Here is a 19675-nt window from a genome sequence, read left to right as displayed (position 1 = left end):
TTAACGCGCATAGCAGCACGCATTGCGCTTTTTCATCACAGCAGTCAAAGGATGCCTATGTCGATGCAATCTTCCTTTACCCAACCTGACAATGCGATAGCGGATCGACCCGATCCGATTATTCCAGCCGAACCGCACGCGGTATTTAATCAGCCTATCACGGCCATGCCAGCGTCTGGTCAAAAACAGGTCATTTTTGGTATGGGCTGTTTTTGGGGGGCCGAGCGAAAGTGGTGGCAACAGCCGGGTGTGGTGATGACATCGGTGGGATACAGTGGCGGTGTTACCCAACATCCGCGCTATCAAGACGTCTGCACAGGACAAACCGGCCATGCCGAAGTGGTTAACGTGATTTTTGACCCGTCCGTAGTGAGTTTAGACACCCTACTGGCGGTATTCTGGGAAAACCACGACCCGACCCAAGGTATGCGTCAAGGCAATGACATCGGCTCGCAGTATCGCTCCGCGATTTACTATTGTGATCCCGCGGATCAAGCCAGTGTCGAAGCGAGCCTGGCCACTTATCAAGCGGCATTGAGAGACGCCGGCAAGCCAGATGCGGTGACCACCGAGATCGCACCGGCCGGCGCGTACTACTTCGCGGAAACTGACCACCAGCAGTACTTGCACAAAAATCCGCAAGGCTACTGCGGCCTGGGTGGCACAGGGGTTTGTTTCCCACCGCAATAAGCCTTTGCTCAATGGCGAGGCATAAAAAAACACGTCCGCTTGGACGTGTTTTTTCAGTGTGGCGATGTTTATGCAGTAATGGCCATGGCTTTAATTTCTTTATTCACCTCAGYCATTACCGATAACGCTCGTTTGTCACTGTGCCCCGGCGGCAGTAAACGGCCACCATCAAACTCAAACGCGCCTACACCTTCGATGTAGAGTCGGCCCTTAAAAAATCGTTTCACATACCGCGCAATCTGGGTTGGTCGATATTGACGAAAGATGCGAAGCATAAGGATCCCTTTCTTGTTCTCAAAGTCTATCTAAGCAGACCGAAACGGCAATTCATTTCTTTCACCGTCACGATGACCGTATGATATTGCCACCTTGGAGCGCCAAATATTATCTGGCAATCTCCGCGTAAAAAGCTAAGCAAGCAAAGTGCCATCTCAATAAGATGGCAATCACAGCATTAGAGCCTGCTTGCGAACAGAAGTTCCCGCTTTAGAGAAATACGTTTTGCGGCACAAGTTCGATCGACACAGAAAAGTCCGATCTTGCGCACGGAATCACCCTAGATACTTGGCACAAATCACCGTGTGACGTAACCATAGATAACTTGGCACCTGATGCCAAATAGTACCCACAAACATGGATGATCAATAATGAAAAAAACCACCCTACTTGCTCTCACCTTTGCGTTATTCTCCGGCACGAGTATGGCGCACACGCTCCAAAATGGTGCACCCTTACCGCCAGCCAAGGTCGCCGAGCACGGCGAATTGACGCTGGATGGCGACGATATCGTTTATCAAACTTGGCAAACCGAACAATTGCCGGGCAAAGTACGCGTGATCCAGGCCATCGCCGGACGCAGCAGTGCCAAGGAAATGAATGCACCCTTGATGGAAGCCATCACCGCCGCAGACTTTGACGATGCTCGCTACCAAACCACCACCATCATTAACCAAGATGATGCCATGTGGGGCACCGGTGGCTTTGTCAAATCATCAGCCGAAGACAGTAAACGTGAGTTTAGCTGGTCATCGATTGTGCTCGACGAAAACGGCAATGTCGCAGAGGCATGGCGCCTAAAAGAAGAAAGCTCGTTAATTGCCGTATTGGATGACCAAGGCTCGGTACGCTTTGTCAAAGAAGGCAAATTAAGTGCCGACGAAGTGAATCAAGTCGTCAGCTTGGTCACCCAATTAGTCAACCGATAACAACCACGCGCGGGGACAGCCCGCGCTGTCATTCAACACTTGGCGTTGATGATGATAATTGTTATGTTATCACATTACTTATGTGGCACGGAAGTTGGCATGTCTCGGCGATTGATCGTCCATCTGCTATTTGTTTTGATGCTCAGCCAAGCTGGGCTTTGGGGGGAGCATCACCTCGATACCTTCACCCCAACGCATCATAGTGAGCACTGCAGCGCCTGCCATTTGGTGCCTCCAGCCCTCTTAGCTTATGCGGTCTCAGCACCTGTGCCCACCTATGCGGTCAACGCAATTGTTACCCTTTCAAAGCCACCACGTGCTTACCACACCGCCATTGCCTTTTCAGCTCGCGATCCACCTAGTCGAATAAATTCCCTCATGATTTAACCCATTTATTCACTAGGAGAACACAATGAAAACACGTTTTTTACCCAGCATTATCGCCATGGCCGTTACGATGGCTGCGACGTCGGCACTCGCCGAAGAAGCCAATTACCAATCGTTTGACGCCCACGTGCACGGTGAAGTGGCCGCTAGCCTCGCCCAAGACGGTGAGCGTGTGCTGATTGAGCTGACCGCGCCCGGCCATGATGTGGTTGGGTTTGAGCACCACCCGAAAAATGCCGCCGATCAGCAAACGCTCGAAGATGCCTATGCATTACTGCGTGATGGCGGGAAACGCTTCCAACTTGCCGAAGCGGCGAATTGCCAGCTCGCCGAGACCAAAGTCACCAGCAGTTTTAACGACTACGATGAGCATCACGGCCATGAGGAGCATCATGGTCACGATGAACACCACGGTCATGACGAGCACCATGACCACGACGAGCATCGCGGCCATGACGAGCACCATGACCACGACGAGCACCATGGCCATGACGAGCACCATGACCACGACGAACATCACGGCCACGACGAGCATCATGGACATGATCACGGTAACCACAATACCTTATCCGCGAACTATCAATTCGTTTGCCAAAACCCACAAGCCTTCACCGAATTGAAAACGGATTGGTTTAGCCTGTTTCCCAACACAGAAACCATGAAAATTCAGGCCTTTACTAATGATAAGGTCTGGGTAGATACCTTGAATCGTGCCAAGTCGCACATCCAGTGGTAGGGAAAAGGAGGCGGGGCGCGTTAAGCGCCCCTGTCAGGCATGATTACCATCGAACAACTGCGTTTTACGTGGCCAGATCAGTCGCAGCCGATCTTAGACATCGATAGCTTTGCGGTCGGTGAGGGCGAGCATGTATTTTTAAAAGGCCCCAGTGGCAGCGGGAAATCCACGCTACTGAGCCTGATTGCAGGTATTCATACCCCACAATCGGGTGTGTTGGCAGTCAATCACCAAGCGCTGACAGAACTGAATGATCGCCAGCGGGATCAGTTTCGCGCCAACCATATTGGTTATATTTTTCAGCAATTTAACCTGCTGCCGTACTTATCTGTGCTTGATAATGTCACTGTGCCGCTGCGCTTTTCTCACGCGCGACGTCAAGCACTTCACTACTCCCCGCACCAAGAAGCCGGCACCTTACTCGATCGATTAGGCTTACCGGCTAGCTGCTACCATCAGCCAGTCACTGCGCTGAGTATCGGCCAGCAACAACGGGTCGCGGCGGCGCGGGCGCTGATTGGTGCGCCGGCGTTAATTATCGCTGACGAGCCGACTTCTGCGCTCGACGCTGACACCCGCAACACCTTTATTCAGTTGCTGCAAGACCGCTGCCGAGAAGCCAACAGCAGCTTATTGTTTGTCAGCCATGACAGTCAATTAGCGCCCTTGTTTGACCGCGATGTTTCGCTTCCCGCGCTTAATCGCACCATGCTGAATAGCGCCATGCGTTGCAAGGAGGATCAGCAATGATTTCGCTATTGGGACTCGCAGGGAAAAGCCTGAAAAATCGCCGCGCCACCGCATTGCTTTCTTTGCTGACCGTCACCATCGCCGTGGTGCTGTTACTCGGCGTCGAAAAGGTGCGCACGCAAGCGAAGGCCAGCTTTGCCAACACCATTTCCAACACCGATTTAATTGTGGGCGCCCGTTCCGGCTCCATTAATTTGCTGCTCTATTCCGTGTTTCGAATTGGTAACGCCACCAACAATATCGGCTGGGACAGTTACCAGCGCCTTGGTGAGCATCCGGATGTGAGTTGGACCATCCCCATTTCACTGGGGGACTCTCACCGTGGCTTTCGGGTGGTTGGTACCACCAATGATTACTTTGATCATTACCAATATGGTCAAAAACAACCACTGGCCTTTCGCCAAGGCGGCCCATTTTCCGGCTTGTTTGATACCGTGATTGGTGCCCAAGTGGCGAAAGAGCTGGGATACAAGATGGGCGATAGTCTGGTCATTGCCCATGGACTGGCCGACAAAGGCTTTAATCAGCATGACAACCTGCCCTTTACGGTCACCGGGATCTTGGCCCCCACAGGCACTCCCGTCGACCGTAGCGTGCATGTGTCGCTCGAGGCCATCGAAGCGATTCATGTCGGCTGGGAAAGTGGCGCGCGACTCGGCCAAGGCCTGACCCAAGCGCAAGCGCAGCAACGCGAGCTACAGCCGGAACAGCTGACCGCGGTGATGGTGGGCTTGAACAGCAAAATCAAAACCTTCGCTGTCCAGCGTTGGATCAACACCTATCCACGCGAACCGTTAACCGCCATCATGCCCGGCATTGCCTTGCACGAGCTGTGGGGCATGATGCGGGTTGGCGAACAAGCCCTGCTGGTGATCTCTGGCTTTGTGGCCGTCGCGGGGCTGTTGGGCATGCTCTCAAGCCTGCTCACCAGCTTGAACGAACGTCGACGCGAAATGGCAATCTTACGTGCGATGGGCGCACGCCCTTTGCATATTATTTTGCTTCTGGTCAGTGAGGCGGTCGCGATCACWCTCGCGGGGATCGTCTTTGGCGTGCTCCTGCTTTATGGTGGACTCGCGCTGGCGCAGCCTTATATTCTCAGTGAATTTGGCTTGTTCTTGCCACTCGACTGGCCGTCTTCTTATGAGCTATCACTGATGGCCGGTGTGTTGGTCGCTGGCTTTATCGTGGGCTTGATCCCGGCTTGGCGCGCCTATCGACAGGCGCTCGCTGATGGCATGACAATTAAGGTATAACAGATGAAAAAACGGATAATGCTCGGACTTATCGCCTTGCTTAGCAGTCTTTTTGGCTCTCAGGCTTGGGCAAATAGCGAACCACTCACGCTGGATTGGATTGATTTGGTGCCTGAGCATGAACGTGCTCAATTTGATAGTCGCGGGATGCCGGAAATCAGCCACGACAGTGAGAATCCACAAAGCCTGGTCGGCTCTGTTCGCCCAGAGCTCAACAACAGCCAAGTCAAAATCCCTGGCTTCGTGATCCCACTGGAAGGCGACGATAAAGTGGTAACGGAATTCCTACTGGTGCCCTTTCTTGGCGCCTGTATTCATGTTCCACCCCCGCCACCCAATCAAATTGTTTATGTAAAGTTTGCCGGCGGCGCGCCGATTCAACAGTTATGGGATGTGGTCTATGTCGAAGGCACGCTGAAAACCGAACATGTGAGCCATGACTTGGCAGAGGTGGGTTATGTGCTACAAGGCACCGACTTAACGGACTACGACGACGGATAAGTCCCTATCAATCAGTGAGCCTGATCGGCGCACCCGATGTTGTCAGACAATATAATGAGACAAGATCGCCAGTGCGCCAATGTACACGGCAATCAGTAGCAGATTGATGGGGTTGAGTTTTTGCTTGCGCACACGCATCCCTATACTTGATTGTTAACGCCCATAATGTTAACAAATTTAATCTTTAATTAACATATTTGCCAGCACTAAATTTGCTGACAATCAGTGTGAGAATCGCATGGCAGAGCAAGACAAACCCGAGGTCGTCGACGTCCACCCCGATAAACGACAACATCAGGATCACAAGAATAAAGAAGACGCAGATCTGCGTGGCAGTAAAGGGCGGCTAAAAGCCATTGCCAGTGAATATTATGTCGATGCGCGCCTGCAGGAGGTTGAGCAGGAAGATCTCGCGCATCGCAGTGCCACCCGCCAGCGTCATGTGATGCAAAAGCAGCAGGCTAACCTCGAAGCCATCATTGCTCTGACTTACGACCAGTGTCATAGCGAAACCGCTCAGACCCCGGACCCAGATTGGCTGGTTCGTTTTTTCGATTTAGCCCGCAATATTCACGGCCATGCAATGCAGCAGTTGTGGGCGAAGATTCTCAAACAAGAAATGCTCCGCCCTGGCAGCACCTCAATTAAAGCCCTGACCATTCTCGAGACTATGACCCAGCGCGAAGCGCAAGCACTGCAACGCGCCTGTGCATTGTCCAGCACCTTTGGTCAAGACAGCACCAAAAAGCTAGTCACCGGTTTTCGTCGTCGTCAAGGCTTGGTGCAACTGCTGCGCCCAGAGCCGCCACACAAACTCTCGCTAGGGCATTACCAGCTTTCTTATACCGACTTGATGTTACTGATGGATTTAGGGCTGATCCTGCGCACCGAGCTTGAATCTGGGATCATTGAGATGCATCCTGCCATGCCATTTACACTGCAAGACACCCAGTACATGCTCACTCCGCTCCACAAAGGGATGCGCCTGTATTATTACCGCTTTAGTCCCACCGGCCACGAGCTGGCTAAACTGGTCGGCAAACGCGTGCATCCCGACTACCACCACGCCATTTGTGCGTTGCTCGCCGAAGGCTTTGAGATGCACAGCGACATTGGCGATACCGTCAACACCCATGCGTGATACCTTTAGGTGCGCAGCACTCCCCGATCGCGCAACACATCAAGGCAGACCGCCACATGCTCAGCAACACGCTGACCGCCAGTTAAATGAATCGCCGGTGCGTGCGGTGGTTCATAATCTGACGATATGCCGGTAAACGCTGGGATCTCGCCAGCACGCGCTTTTTTGTACAGCCCTTTTGGATCGCGCTGCTCGCACACCGCCAGCGGCGTATCGACAAAGACTTCGATAAACTGCCCCTCAGGCAAACGCTCACGCACCATCTCTCGCTCCGCGCGGAATGGTGAGATAAAAGCACTGAGGACAATCAGACCAGCATCGGTCATCAACTTAGCCACCTCGCCAATTCGGCGAATGTTCTCGGCTCTGTCCTGATCGGAAAAACCCAGATCGCGACATAGGCCATGGCGAATATTATCGCCATCCATCAAATAGGTATGGTGCCCTTCGGCTACCAAGGCCGCCTCTAGCGCGCCAGCAATGGTCGATTTTCCCGAGCCAGACAAGCCAGTAAACCAAAGCACCACGGGCTGCTGCTGCTTTTGTTCACTGCGCGTTGCTTGATCAACACTATGTGCATGCCAGATCACGTTGGGATCGGAAGACGATATAAAAGATTGCGTCATAAATAGTCTCTCCGTCCGCCATGCCAAAATACGTGTGTTATCACGATTCACCTATTCTCTTATCATTGCCTTGATGAGGCCTCGTATCGGGCTAGCGAATGATGTGGCTAGCCCGATATAGGGCTTATTAACACTCAGGTATTATCTATCCCAGCTGACCAAGATCCCGCGCTTGCCAATGCGGAAAGTGCTTGCGGATAAGCTGGTTTAATTCAAGCTCAAACGCTGAGAACGACGAGGTGGTTTGCGGCTGCGTCTCAGCGACATGACGAATCATCCCCGCGCCGACCGTCACATTGATGAGACGATCAATCAGGATAAAGCCACCGGTATTCGGACTGTCGTGATAGGTATCCAGCGGCACCGCTTCGCTTAGGGTCAAGGTGCAACGACCAATGCCATTGAGCGGCAAGGTGTCTGCGTCATGAGTGTTAAGCGTATTAACATCGACCCCATACGACAGCGCCTCAACCTGCGCTGAGGTTTTCTTGCTGGCCAACTGAATATCGTATTCGCGCCCCGGTGCCAGTGGGGTTTGCGTCATCCACACCACGTCGGCGTCAAATCGTTGACCCACCGCCACGTCATCATCCGCTCGCACCAAGAGATCGCCACGCGAGATATCAATTTCTCTATCTAAAGTGAGGGTGACCGCTTGACCGCTAAAGGCAAATTCACGATCACCGTCAAAGGTGACGATGCGCGCGATCTTCGCGGTAAGCCCAGAAGGGAGTACCTTAACCTCATCGCCCACATGCAACTCGCCACTGGCAAGGGTACCTGCGTAGCCACGGAAGTTCAGATCCGGTCGATTGACATACTGCACCGGAAAACGGAACGCGCCCGTCCCGCGCGATTTTTCAATGTCGATGGCTTCTAGCTGGCTGAGTAGCGGCTCGCCTTGATACCACGCCATCGCGTCACTGGCATTGACCACGTTGTCGCCTTCCAGTGCCGACAAGGGCACCATAGACACTGACAAGCCGGGATTGAGCTGATCGGCAAACGCCAGATATTGCTGTTGAATTTCATCAAACCGAGCTTGGCTATATGCCACCAAGTCCATCTTGTTTACCGCTACCACAAAATGCTGAATACCCAGCAAGTTAGCGATATACGAGTGGCGACGAGTCTGATCCAAGATGCCGTGACGGGCGTCGATTAAGATCACCGCTACATCACAGGTCGACGCGCCGGTGGCCATATTACGGGTGTACTGCTCATGGCCTGGGGTATCAGCGATAATAAACTTACGCTTGGCGGTGGAGAAATACCGGTACGCCACATCAATGGTGATCCCCTGCTCGCGCTCGGCTTGCAGGCCGTCTACCAGTAGCGCCAGATCCGGTTTCTCCCCCGTGGTACCGACACGCTGGCTATCGGCATGGACAGCAGCCAGCTGATCTTCATAGATCTGTTGCGAGTCGTGCAGCAAGCGGCCAATCAAGGTCGATTTACCGTCATCGACCGAGCCACAGGTCAAAAAGCGCAATAAACTTTTGTGTTGGTGCTGTTGCAGATAACCCTCAATACCCAGATCGGCCACCTGTTGTTGAATTGCTGGATTCATGACTGCTCCTTAGAAATAACCCTGACGCTTTTTGCGCTCCATGGATCCGGACTGATCGTGGTCGATCGCCCGCCCTTGGCGTTCACTTGAGGTAGCGACCAACATCTCTTCGATGATCTCTGGCAAGGTGGTCGCGGTAGATTCAATCGCCCCGGTGAGCGGGTAGCAGCCCAGCGTGCGGAAACGTACCGATTTATGCATCACGGTTTCTTCGGGTCCAATCGGCATCCGCGCATCATCGACCATGTACAAGGTGCCCTCACGCTCCACCACCGGGTGTTCAGCCGCCAAGTAAAGCGGGACAATATCGATATTTTCCAGATAGATGTATTGCCAGATATCGAGCTCGGTCCAGTTAGAGAGCGGAAACACACGAATGCTCTCGCCCGGGTTCACTTGGCCGTTGTAGTTGCGCCACAGCTCTGGCCGTTGATTTTTCGGATCCCAGCGGTGGTTCTTATCGCGAAACGAATAGACGCGCTCTTTGGCGCGGGATTTTTCTTCATCTCGACGCGCACCGCCAAACGCCGCATCAAACTTATGTTGATCCAGCGCCTGCTTCAGCGCTTGGGTTTTCATGATGTCGGTGTGCTTGTCGGAGCCGTGATCAAAAGGATTAATCCCCTGTGCTATTCCTTCTGGATTTTTGTGCACAATCAGATCTAGCCCCAGCTCTTTAGCGGTGCGATCGCGAAAGGTAATCATGTCGCGAAACTTCCAATCGGTATCGACATGCAACAGCGGAAACGGGATCTTACCGGGGTAAAAGGCTTTGCGTGCTAAATGCAGCATCACCGACGAATCTTTACCAATTGAATACAGCATCACGGGGTTATCAAACTCCGCTGCGACTTCCCGCAGTATATGAATGCTCTCGGCTTCCAACTGTTGGAGGTGAGTCAGTGTTTTTGCGTCCATCTTCATTATCCTTTAAGCGAAGTTAACCACGGCGGTTGGCGCTTGCGTGGGATCAGCATCGGTTGCCACATTATTATCACCAAACCAAGTCAGCTGACCGGCGAGGGCCGCGACTTCGCCCACTACGATTAGGGCTGGCGACGCCGCTTGCTCAGCCAGCGACGGTAAGTTGTTGAGTTGACCGGTAAAGACTTTTTGCTCTGGGCGGGTACCGTTTTCAATCACCGCCACAGGAGTGTCCGGTGAACGGCCATGAGCCAAAAGCTGGCTTTGAATGTGGGCCGACTTCATTAGCCCCATGTAGATCACCAAGGTTTGCTGCGCGCGTGCCAAGGTGGCCCATTCCAGCGTGTCTTGTTCTTTTTTCAAATGACCGGTAATGAACAGTGCGGTCTGGGCGTGATCGCGATGGGTGAGCGGAATACCGGCATACGCTGTTGCCCCTGCAGCGGCGGTGATACCAGGCACCACTTGAAACGAGACACCGGCGTTGGCAAGGGTTTGTAATTCCTCACCACCACGGCCAAACATGAACGGATCGCCCCCTTTTAAGCGCACCACCCGTTTTCCGGCTTGGGCATGCTCGACCAATAGACGATTAATGTCGTCTTGGCTAACACTGTGGTAGCTCGCCCGTTTGCCCACACAAATCAGCTCCGCATCTCGGCGGCACAGCTCCATAATCGGTTCAGCGACTAAGTAGTCGTATAACACCACATCGGCTTGCTGCATCAATTGCAACGCACGCAAGGTCAATAACCCAGGATCCCCTGGCCCGGCGCCAATCAAGGCCACTTCGCCTTGGGTGGTGATTTGTCCACTGAGCTGTTCAAGCGCCTGCTCGGCTTGCTGGTGTTTGCCCGCCGCGACTAAATCAGCAAACCGGCCACTAAAAGCGGCTTCCCAGAATTTACGCCGCCCCGTTAAGGTCGGAATGCGTGCTTTCAGTTTGTCGCGAAACGCGCCCGCCATCGCTGCCATTTTGCCGATATGTTGGGGGACCAAGGTTTCAATTTTTTCACGTAGCATCCGTGCCAATACCGGCGCTTTACCGCCCGACGAGATAGCAATGATAATGGGGGAGCGATCCACTAAAGAAGGGACAATAAAGCTACATTTAGGGGTGTCATCGACGACATTGACCAAAATATTGCGGCTGTCAGCGGCCGTGGAGACCAGCTCGTTGACTAAGGCATTATCGGTCGCCGCAATTGCCAGCATGTTTCCATCCAGGTGTTCGGGACGAAACGCCTCGCGCAACACCGTCAACTTTCCTTGCGCTTGCGCCTCTTCAATTTCACGGTCGACCTCAGGGGCCACTAAGGTGACCGCCGCCCCGACTTTGAGTAGCATGCGGGTTTTTCGCCATGCCACTTCGCCACCGCCCACCACGAGGCAAGGACGGTGTTTGAGCTGAGCAAAAAGAGGAAGATAATCCATGATCGCGCATTTCCTTGATGACAATACCGCCACTATATCGCCCCACAACTATTACCTGAAATTCTATAAATTCATTTTTTATTCTTTTTAGTGCTTTAGGAGTAGTGGAATGGATAAGGCATCGGGTCAATCAAACAATGACTGCGATCGCAAAGCGCTCAATTGCCGCCTCAGGGCCCTGCAACGGTTCGATAAAGCCGATCAAGCGCACAGCTTCATATGAATGATAAACGGCATAATTCAATTGCTTGATAACTAACGCACACTTTTCACTTGGAGATCCTGTTATGCGTTTGCTCCCTTCTGCTGTCGCCACCGCGGTGGTTGCCGGTCTGTTTGCCGCATCTGGCAGTGCCTTTGCCGATACCATCAACTTGCGTGTGATTGAAACCACCGATATTCATACTAATGTGATGGATTACGACTACTACAAAAACAAGCCGTCACAAAAAATCGGCTTGGTCCGCGCCGCGACCGTGGTCAAACAAGCTCGCGATGAAGCACAAAACGCGCTATTGGTCGATAACGGTGACCTGATCCAAGGCAGTCCAATGGGCGATTACATGGCGAGCAAAGGCATCCAACCTGGCGAAGTGCACCCAGTGTACAAAGCGATGAACTTGCTCAATTATGAAGTGGGAAACATCGGTAACCATGAATTCAACTATGGCTTGGCCTTTTTAAAAGAGTCAATCAACGACGCTAACTTCCCGTATATCAACGCCAACGTGTTTGATGCCGATAGCGGCGAGCACTACTTTGACCCGTATTTAATTAAAGAATACCAACTCAAAGATGAAGACGGTGATAGCCACACCATCAAAGTCGGTTACATCGGCTTTGTCCCGCCACAGATAATGACTTGGGATAAAGCCAATCTCGAAGGAAAGGTGATCGCCAAAGACATTAAACAAACCGCAGAAAAGTTAGTGCCGGAAATGAAAGCCAAAGGGGCCGATGTGGTCGTGGCTATTCCTCACTCAGGTATTTCACAAGCGCCTTATAAAGCGATGGCAGAAGATTCTGTGTATTACCTCACGGATGTCGACGGCATTGATGCCATTGCCTTTGGTCATTCACATGCCGTCTTCCCTGGAGAAGACTTCGCCAACATTCCCGGTGCGGATATCGATAAAGGCACGATCAATGGTGTGGCCAGTGTGATGGCCGGCCGCTGGGGCAGCCATGTCGGCGTGATAGATCTGGCGCTCGAGCAAGTCGATGGTCAATGGCAAGTCACAGGCAGCCAGGCTCAGGCGCGTCCAATTTTTGATCAAGCGAATAACAAGGCCTTAGTCGAGGCCGATGAAGCTTTGCTTAAGGCTGTGGAGTCAGACCATAAAGCCACACAAGATTTCGTCAATCAGCCAATTGGTCAAGCTAATGATGTGATGTATTCCTACTTGGCCCTGCTTCAAGACGATCCGACCGTACAAATCGTTAACCTCGCACAGCAAGACTATGTCGAGCGCATGATTCAAGGGGACCCTGACTTAGCCGATCTGCCGGTGCTGTCTGCCGCCGCGCCTTTTAAAGCCGGTGGTCGCAAAAACGATCCGAGCAACTTTACCGAAGTGGAGGCGGGCCAACTGACGTTCCGTAACGCCGCCGATCTTTATCTGTACCCGAATACCTTGGTGGCACTGAAAGTCTCTGGTGCCGAGCTTACCCAATGGCTAGAGTGCAGTGCCGGCCAGTTTAACCAAATCGATCCCAACACAGAGCAGCCCCAGTCACTGGTGAACTGGGATGGATTCCGCACCTATAACTTTGATGTCATTGACGGTGTCGAGTATCAGATTGATATCACCAAGCCTGCCCGCTACGACGGTGATTGCAATGAGGTCAATTCAGACGCGTCGCGAATCATCAATCTGACCTATCAAGGTGAGCCGGTTGACCCTGAGCAAACCTTCCTGATAGCGACCAACAATTACCGTGCCTATAGTGGTAAGTTCCCAGGCACCGGCAGTGACCATATCGCCTTTGCCGCGCCGGATGAAAACCGTACCGTGGTCGCCAACTACATCAGCCGTGTGAGTCAAGAAGAAGGCCAAGTCACAGTGAGTGCGGATAACAACTGGTCCATCGCGCCTATCGAAGGCGACGCTGTGGTCAGCTTTGAAACCTCACCGAGCGAGAAAGCGGCGCAATTTATCGAGCAAAAAGGCCAATGGTCAATGCGCCGCCAAGGCACTGATGAAGTGGGATTTGGCGTTTATCATGTTGATTTAAGCCAGCCTCGTCAGTAGCTGGTTAACGACACCCACTAAATAGCTTTTGAATACCGCAGCCTGTCTGCGGTATTTTTTTACTTTCCCCTTTGGAGTTTTGGTATGGATTGGCAAATCGTGACATTTGACGCGCTTGATACGCGCACCTTATTCACACTGATGAAATTACGGGTAGATGTGTTTGTAGTGGAACAAGCCTGTGCCTACCCAGAGCTTGATGCGCTCGACACCGCGCCAGAGACGCTGCATTTAATGGGCTGGCTGAATGGCGAGCTGGCGGCTTATGCCCGTGTGCTGGCACCAGGTGCAAGTTACTCAGGCGCCAGCATTGGCCGTGTGATCGTTGCGCCCGCTCACCGAAACGGTCAATGGGGGCATCAATTGGTTCGCCACGCGATTCAGGCTTGCCAGCAACATTGGCCACATGATGATATTGAGATTGGCGCACAAACACATTTACAGCGGTTTTATCAAACCCATGGCTTTTCGGCGTTTTCCGACGCCTACTTAGAAGATGGGATCCCCCATATTGATATGCGTTTATCGGTAAGTGACGCATCCGCCGTTTAAAGCAAAAAATCCCGCTGAATCAGCGGGATTTTGTTTTCATCTATTGGCGGTATAACCTATTTGGTTAGACGGAAGCGCTGCATGGTCGTTTGCAGTGATTGCGCCAACTGGCTGAGCTCGCTACAGGCTTGTGCGGTTTGATCAGCACCGCCAGCGACTTCTTGTGACGAATCATTGATGCGCTCAATGTTACGGCTTAGCTCATCCGCTACCGAATCTTGCTCGCCACAGGCACTGGCAATTTGCATGCCCATATCAGCGATGTTTTCAACCGAGGTTTCAATCCCACGCACCAGCTGTTGAGCCTGGTCGCCCTGCGCTACGCATTGCTCAATGCTCTCACAGCTTTGCGTGGTGGCATTGCGCGCTTGCGTGGCGTGTTGCTGCAGTTTTTCGATGATGGTGGTAATTTCGCCCGTTGAGTCTTGGGTACGGCCCGCTAAAGTACGCACTTCATCGGCCACCACCGCAAAGCCACGACCCGATTCACCGGCACGCGCTGCTTCAATCGCCGCGTTCAACGCCAGTAAGTTGGTTTGCTCGGCAATATCACGAATCACATCCACCACCATGTTGATTTGTTTCGACTGCTGATCGAGCTCACTCACTCGCTTCGTTGGCGGCGGTGGATGAGCTTTCGGTATTCTGCGCCACGTCGGCAACGGTTGCCTTCATTTGTGCCATCGCGGTCGCCACTTGTGATACTTCATGTTGCTGACTTTGCATCCCGCTTGAGGTTTGGCTCGATACGGCACTGACCTCTTCGACTGCACTGCTCAATTGGGTTACCGCGGCAATCACTTCTTCAATCAGGGTGCGCAAACTATCTTGCATGGCGATGCTCGAATCTGCCAATTGACCCATTTCGTCATTACCAATCTGGCCGCGATCCAATTGATAGCTCAAATCACCTTTGGCAATCGCAGAAGACTGCTCCATCACTAAACGCAACGGATTGATGATCGCACGAGTAAACACCACTGCCACCACAATCATAAAGGCGATCACCGCAAGCAGTACGCCAATAATGGTCATACTCACGGTAGAGACCTGGTTCAGCATAGAAGTGCGGTTTTTACCGATAAAACCTTGCATCAACTCAGACATTTCTTTGATTGACGAATCTAACTGACCAAAAGTGCGAAACGAATTGGCTAACACCTTTTGCGCGGCAGTCAACTGCCCGGCTTCAACGCGCTGATCAAACTGTGCAAGCTCTTGATTATACTTGTCCCAGCTGTCCTTAATCCGAGAAAAGATAGCTTTCTCGTCATCATACCAAAGCGTCTGTTGATACGCGTCCAAGTCAGCGCTGAAATCACGCTCCATCACATCGATTTCGCCCAAGATCTCAACCCGCTCGGCCGGATCATTAAAAGTGAGGACCGCGTACTGGTCTTGACGGATACGAACAATTTCTTCATTAAGTCGTTCGATCTCAAGTACAGCGGGTAGGGTGTCGTCAGTAAAGTTCAGCATATTATCGCGCATGCCGCTGACTTGGGTAAAAATGTAAAACCCAAAGATCGCGACAGCAATACCAATGAGGGAAAAAGCCGCGGTAAACTTTTTACCAATAGATAGATTTTTCAACATGGAAAAGCGAGTCCTCAACAAATTAGTGATTAGCGTGTTAATGCCTAGACATCCATGTTGAGGCGGCTTGCGTGTCTGTCCTACAAAGCGGCGCGAATGCCTGCATGACAAACAGCCGCTAGTCCCTTTTCCGCCTCAATGATGTAGCGTTACAGCCTTATTGACTGATTTATAAAAAGTAGCTTAAAAATCGTGCTGCAGCGAGCTTAATAACAAGACGGAGAAAGAAATAGGGAAAAACCACTCCTAATCAATAGGTTAATATGAAGTGGTGATTAAAAAACACTAACGTTGACGGGCAAAACCGCCATCAGAAAGGCGAAAATACAGTGCGGATTGACCTTTCTCGGTTTCGATTTGCAGAATATCTAATGCACCACTCTGTGTACGTTTAAAGCGAATCCACTGCCCTGGCTGGATGCGACTAATCGGCTTTCCCTCACCTTCAATATTAGCAATCGCATACAGATCGGTTAACGCTAAATCGTAGCGACGAAAGACTTTGGCCAGCGTGTCACCGGGCTCAATTTGATGGCTCACCCAAGGGCTATTTTCTGTTTTTTCAGCTTGTTGAGTCGCAGGTTCAGCGGTTGACGCCGCGACGGACGAATCATCTTGCGACGCAGACGACGCATTCGTCCCCGTATTCAGGGCGACGGGTTGACGAGTTTGCGGCGAGGGGGCTTTGGGCGAGGGGCTGGGAAGCATAGCCAACACCAATACAATCGGGATCAGCACTATCAATAGGCGTCGATGTAACACAGGAAGACGGTGCCAAACCTGTTTTAACGGCTCCAAACCAGGTAGACCATGGTTCAAGTGGGGCCGGTTTGTCCACTTCGCGTTAAGTTTCTCTCGCCATCCAGCACGCAGTTTGTTCCAGTGTGAACGCATTGCTGTTAACTTCATTGCCACTCCGCGCATGTTTTGTTGTTTTGTCCTCATCTTGGACGCCTTATTGGCACAAAAGTTTACCCACGAAACCATCACCTGTTATCCTTTCACACTTTATTGACGCAAAAAAGAGAGACGTTATGTCTGACGTACAACTGGAAACTGTCGAGCAGAAGGCGAGCTATGGCATCGGCCTACAAATGGGTCAACAGCTTGCCGGTAGCGGCCTAGAAGGCTTGCACGTTGATGCGATTGCAAAAGGCATCAGCACCGCGCTAGCTGGCCAAATGCCAGAGATTGAAATTGACGACATCAATAACGCATTGCGTGAGCTTCACACAAAAGCGGAAGAAGTTCGTCAAGAGGCTGCAAAAGCACAAGCGGCAGAAGGCGATGCCTTCTTAGCTGATAATGCCAAGCGTGAAGAAGTGACTGTGACAGAGTCAGGTTTGCAGTACGAGGTGCTGGTACAAGGTGACGGTGAGATCCCAACCAGCGATAAGCAGGTGCGTGTTCACTATCACGGTCAATTGGTTGATGGCAGCGTATTTGATAGCTCAGTCACGCGTGGCGAGCCGGTTGAGTTCCCTGTAACAGGTGTGATTAAAGGTTGGGTTGAAGCCCTGCAAATGATGCCGGTTGGCTCTAAGTGGAAGCTGTATGTACCACAAGATCTGGCCTACGGCGAGCGTGGCGCTGGCGCAGCAATCCCACCATTTGCTGCATTAGTATTTGAAGTAGAGTTGCTTGATATCCTGTAAAACGGATCAGCGCTTGAATAACAAGCAAAGCGATGCCAATCGGCATCGCTTTTTTTGTACTGATTACTGCACGTATTCACGTGGGTTGACCGCGCCCCACCAGCTGTATATCTCAGGGAAGATCACATCCGCACTCGATTCATACTCTTCAGCGCCAATGGTCTCCTCCCCTTGCTGACCAAAGAGCACCACTTCATCGTTTGGCATCACTTGATCCGCAATCTCGGTAATATCGACCATAATGGTGTTCATGGATGAAACACCGACCACGGGGGCTCGGTGACCTTGAATCAAGACATCAGCGTTGTTGCCCATTTTACGTGGCACACCATCCGAATACCCCACCGGCAGGTTCGCCAACACCGAATCACGCTTTAGCGTATAGGTACTGTCATACCCCACGGTGCTGCCTTCAGGCAAGTGATGCACAGAGGCCACTTTAGTTTTAAAGCTCATGATCGGTGGCAGTTCACGGTTAGTGGGCTGATCGCCATACAAGGCGCCACCCGGACGAACCATATCAAGATGGCCTTCAGGAACATTCAGTGTCACAAAAGAGTTCGCCGCGTGCAGCAATACGTCTTCACGTTGAAGCCCAGCTTCCTCTATTAGCCATTCGCTGTTCGCAGTAAACTGTCCTAACTTGCTACGAACATACTCCGCTTCATAGTTAGGAAAGTGAGTCATGATACCGACGACGTTAAAGCGTGGGTCAGTAGCGATATCCACCGCAACTTGTTTGCCAGATTCCTCGTTCATCTCAATACCATTACGCCCCATACCACCGGCATTAAAGGCCATATGGACCGGAATGGTCATATCATGTTTGTCGGCAAGTTGCCGCATTTGCTCGGCTTGCTCTGCTGAGCCAATGAGCTCTTGCATGTTCAATGTTAATGCACTTTCCATTTCCTGCAAGGTCGCGGTCCGTACACGCATGATCTCGCCAGTAAAGCCGCCTTCGCGCAACGTCCGAGCTTCTTCATTACTGGCAATACCAACACAGTCGATACCACTTGCAATCACGGTGGGCAATAAGCCTGCAATGCCATTGCCATAGGCATCCGCTTTCATGACGGCACAGATTTTCGTCCCTTCACTGACTTGCTGTTGAACACGTTGAATATTGTTAGCAAAAGTGGCCGTGTTCACTTCCAGCCAGCCGTTGCCGTGCCCCATATAACGCTGGTTAGTATCAGACGTGGAGGGAGCTGCTGATGTATAGTCAATAACCGCCGGGGCGCCAATGGCAACGACACCGGCGACGGCAAGCGCGACTAAAGATAATTTTTTGTTCATAAGCTTCACTATTGGTCACATAAATGGTGCTTCCGTGACACGTTGCGAATAAAAGTATTAGGCTCTTATTCACTGCCTCCTAGCTTTACCCGCTATGTATAGCACAAAACACGTCACGGATGATGAGTTACTCAGTTAAAGGGTAGACAAACTCAGTGAAATTGAACAAAAAAATGCCACCACAAGGGTGACACTGTTTAAAGACCGCGGGTTGGTTACATTCTTTCTCGGCGGGGCTATTCCCGACGAAGCTATTCTCGACGAGGCTATATCCCCGAACCATCATTTAAGTCGTCCTCATGCAAGCCGCACTCGCGTTTGAGACCAAAAAACCGCGTTTGCTCTTCACGCATACCCGGCTCTAACCGCTGGGTGGTATGGACATCCCCCACCGACACATAGCCTTTTTCGCGCAATGGATGATAAGGCAAGTCATGCTCGCGCAGGTAGTCATCGACCTGTTGGTTCGACCAATCAATCACGGGCAAGAACTTAAACACCTCATGCTGGACACTGAGTATCGGCAAATTGGCACGCGAGTCAGATTGACCTCGGCGGAGCCCAGAAAACCAGGTGCCGGCGTTTAGCTCTCGCAGCGCACGCTTCATTGGCTCAACTTTGTTGATTTGATTGTATTGGGTGATCCCCTCCACGCCTTGCTCCCACAGCTGCCCATAACGCGCTTCTTGCCAAGCAGGGCTGAGTGCGGCGCGATATACCCGTAAGTCTAAATTCAACCGTGTGGTGAGGGTATCGATAAACCGATAGGTTTCCGCAAACAAATAGCCGGTGTCGGTTAAAATCACCGGAATGTCCGATTTCACTTGGCTGACCAAATGCAGCATCAGCGCGGCTTGCACCCCAAAGCTCGACGACAGGACAAATTGCCCCTCAAGGTGCTCTAACGCCCAGGCGATACGCTCAGTTGCCGAGAGTGTTTCCAAGCTGGCATTGACCTCTGCCAATGCCAAGGCTTGCTGGCTTTTATTCATCGCGGCAATGTCAGCTAAGGCTAACGTCGCGTTGGGTTGAATGGTTTCAGGCATAAAAATCCCTCTTAGAGACATGCACGGGGGCAATCACCTCGCGGCGGATCAAGAA

At 51.9% G+C, this 19675-nt stretch carries 18 protein-coding genes and 1 pseudogene; 10 read left to right on the top strand and 9 right to left on the bottom strand.

The window, feature by feature from the left end; translation table 11 throughout:
- Positions 1–57 precede the first annotated feature (57 nt).
- The gene (gene msrA / locus BZG14_RS09595; RefSeq protein ID WP_443508848.1) at positions 58–690 is read left to right on the top strand and encodes a peptide-methionine (S)-S-oxide reductase MsrA; all 633 of its coding nucleotides are present in this window, start codon (positions 58–60) and stop codon (positions 688–690) included.
- 68 nt (positions 691–758) lie between these two features.
- Here msrA and BZG14_RS09590 read toward each other — a convergent pair whose 3' ends face one another.
- Positions 759–965, bottom strand: a complete 207-nt coding sequence (locus BZG14_RS09590) for a DUF1107 domain-containing protein (RefSeq protein ID WP_077608635.1) — start codon at positions 963–965, stop codon at positions 759–761.
- 372 nt (positions 966–1337) lie between these two features.
- Here BZG14_RS09590 and BZG14_RS09585 point away from each other — a divergent pair, with 372 nt between their 5' ends.
- The 6 genes from BZG14_RS09585 to BZG14_RS09560 all read left to right on the top strand — a co-directional run bounded on the left by BZG14_RS09585 (position 1338) and on the right by BZG14_RS09560 (position 6666).
- Positions 1338–1895, top strand: coding sequence for a YtfJ family protein (locus BZG14_RS09585; RefSeq protein ID WP_077608634.1), 558 nt, complete (start codon positions 1338–1340; stop codon positions 1893–1895).
- Between the two features lie 412 nt (positions 1896–2307).
- Positions 2308–3018 carry a zinc uptake protein ZrgA gene (zrgA, locus tag BZG14_RS09580; protein WP_077608633.1) on the top strand — a complete coding sequence of 237 codons (711 nt, stop codon included), beginning with the start codon at positions 2308–2310 and terminating at the stop codon, positions 3016–3018.
- A gap of 39 nt (positions 3019–3057) precedes the next feature.
- A complete protein-coding gene (locus tag BZG14_RS09575; protein ID WP_077608632.1) occupies positions 3058–3768 on the top strand; it encodes an ABC transporter ATP-binding protein in 711 nt (236 codons plus the stop codon).
- Complete coding sequence (locus BZG14_RS09570) at positions 3765–5024, top strand: ABC transporter permease (RefSeq protein WP_077608631.1); 1260 nt, start codon at positions 3765–3767, stop codon at positions 5022–5024. Before BZG14_RS09575 ends, BZG14_RS09570 begins: the two co-directional genes overlap by 4 nt.
- Positions 5025–5027: 3 nt before the next feature.
- On the top strand, positions 5028–5525 hold the full coding sequence (locus BZG14_RS09565) for a DUF3299 domain-containing protein (RefSeq protein WP_077486432.1): 498 nt from the start codon (positions 5028–5030) through the stop codon (positions 5523–5525).
- A gap of 238 nt (positions 5526–5763) precedes the next feature.
- The gene (locus BZG14_RS09560; RefSeq protein ID WP_077608630.1) at positions 5764–6666 is read left to right on the top strand and encodes a TIGR03899 family protein; all 903 of its coding nucleotides are present in this window, start codon (positions 5764–5766) and stop codon (positions 6664–6666) included.
- 5 nt (positions 6667–6671) lie between these two features.
- Here BZG14_RS09560 and cysC read toward each other — a convergent pair whose 3' ends face one another.
- The 4 genes from cysC to cysG form a co-directional block, all read right to left on the bottom strand.
- A complete protein-coding gene (gene cysC / locus BZG14_RS09555; protein WP_077608629.1) occupies positions 6672–7292 on the bottom strand; it encodes an adenylyl-sulfate kinase in 621 nt (206 codons plus the stop codon).
- 145 nt (positions 7293–7437) lie between these two features.
- A complete protein-coding gene (gene cysN / locus BZG14_RS09550; RefSeq protein WP_077608628.1) occupies positions 7438–8862 on the bottom strand; it encodes a sulfate adenylyltransferase subunit CysN in 1425 nt (474 codons plus the stop codon).
- Positions 8863–8871: 9 nt separating this feature from the next.
- Complete coding sequence (gene cysD, locus BZG14_RS09545; protein ID WP_077459989.1) at positions 8872–9780, bottom strand: sulfate adenylyltransferase subunit CysD; 909 nt, start codon at positions 9778–9780, stop codon at positions 8872–8874.
- A 12-nt stretch (positions 9781–9792) separates the two neighbouring features.
- Positions 9793–11220 (bottom strand): siroheme synthase CysG, encoded by a 1428-nt coding sequence (gene cysG, locus BZG14_RS09540; RefSeq protein ID WP_077608627.1) that lies wholly within the window; start codon positions 11218–11220, stop codon positions 9793–9795.
- Between the two features lie 287 nt (positions 11221–11507).
- On the opposite strand from cysG, the gene cpdB reads away from it, so the two are divergent.
- The gene (cpdB, locus tag BZG14_RS09535; protein ID WP_077487156.1) at positions 11508–13472 is read left to right on the top strand and encodes a 2',3'-cyclic-nucleotide 2'-phosphodiesterase; all 1965 of its coding nucleotides are present in this window, start codon (positions 11508–11510) and stop codon (positions 13470–13472) included.
- A gap of 84 nt (positions 13473–13556) precedes the next feature.
- Complete coding sequence (locus tag BZG14_RS09530; RefSeq protein WP_077459992.1) at positions 13557–14024, top strand: GNAT family N-acetyltransferase; 468 nt, start codon at positions 13557–13559, stop codon at positions 14022–14024.
- 56 nt (positions 14025–14080) lie between these two features.
- Here BZG14_RS09530 and BZG14_RS15915 read toward each other — a convergent pair.
- Both BZG14_RS15915 and BZG14_RS09520 read right to left on the bottom strand, forming a co-directional pair.
- Positions 14081–15620 (bottom strand): annotated as a pseudogene (locus BZG14_RS15915) (methyl-accepting chemotaxis protein).
- Positions 15621–15905: 285 nt separating this feature from the next.
- Positions 15906–16529 carry a LysM-like peptidoglycan-binding domain-containing protein gene (locus tag BZG14_RS09520; protein ID WP_198532047.1) on the bottom strand — a complete coding sequence of 208 codons (624 nt, stop codon included), beginning with the start codon at positions 16527–16529 and terminating at the stop codon, positions 15906–15908.
- A 125-nt stretch (positions 16530–16654) separates the two neighbouring features.
- Between BZG14_RS09520 and BZG14_RS09515 the strand changes: the two genes are divergently transcribed.
- The gene (locus BZG14_RS09515) at positions 16655–17275 is read left to right on the top strand and encodes an FKBP-type peptidyl-prolyl cis-trans isomerase (RefSeq protein WP_069361650.1); all 621 of its coding nucleotides are present in this window, start codon (positions 16655–16657) and stop codon (positions 17273–17275) included.
- 63 nt (positions 17276–17338) lie between these two features.
- Here BZG14_RS09515 and alr read toward each other — a convergent pair whose 3' ends face one another.
- A complete protein-coding gene (gene alr / locus BZG14_RS09510; RefSeq protein ID WP_077608625.1) occupies positions 17339–18574 on the bottom strand; it encodes an alanine racemase in 1236 nt (411 codons plus the stop codon).
- A 266-nt stretch (positions 18575–18840) separates the two neighbouring features.
- Positions 18841–19566, bottom strand: coding sequence for a phosphoadenylyl-sulfate reductase (locus tag BZG14_RS09505; protein WP_443508851.1), 726 nt, complete (start codon positions 19564–19566; stop codon positions 18841–18843).
- Positions 19567–19675 lie beyond the last annotated feature (109 nt).

The sequence above is a fragment of the Salinivibrio sp. IB282 genome (assembly GCF_001995685.1).
Taxonomy (GTDB): Bacteria; Pseudomonadota; Gammaproteobacteria; order Enterobacterales; family Vibrionaceae; genus Salinivibrio; species Salinivibrio kushneri.
This window is presented reverse-complemented; position numbering and strand designations above follow the sequence as displayed.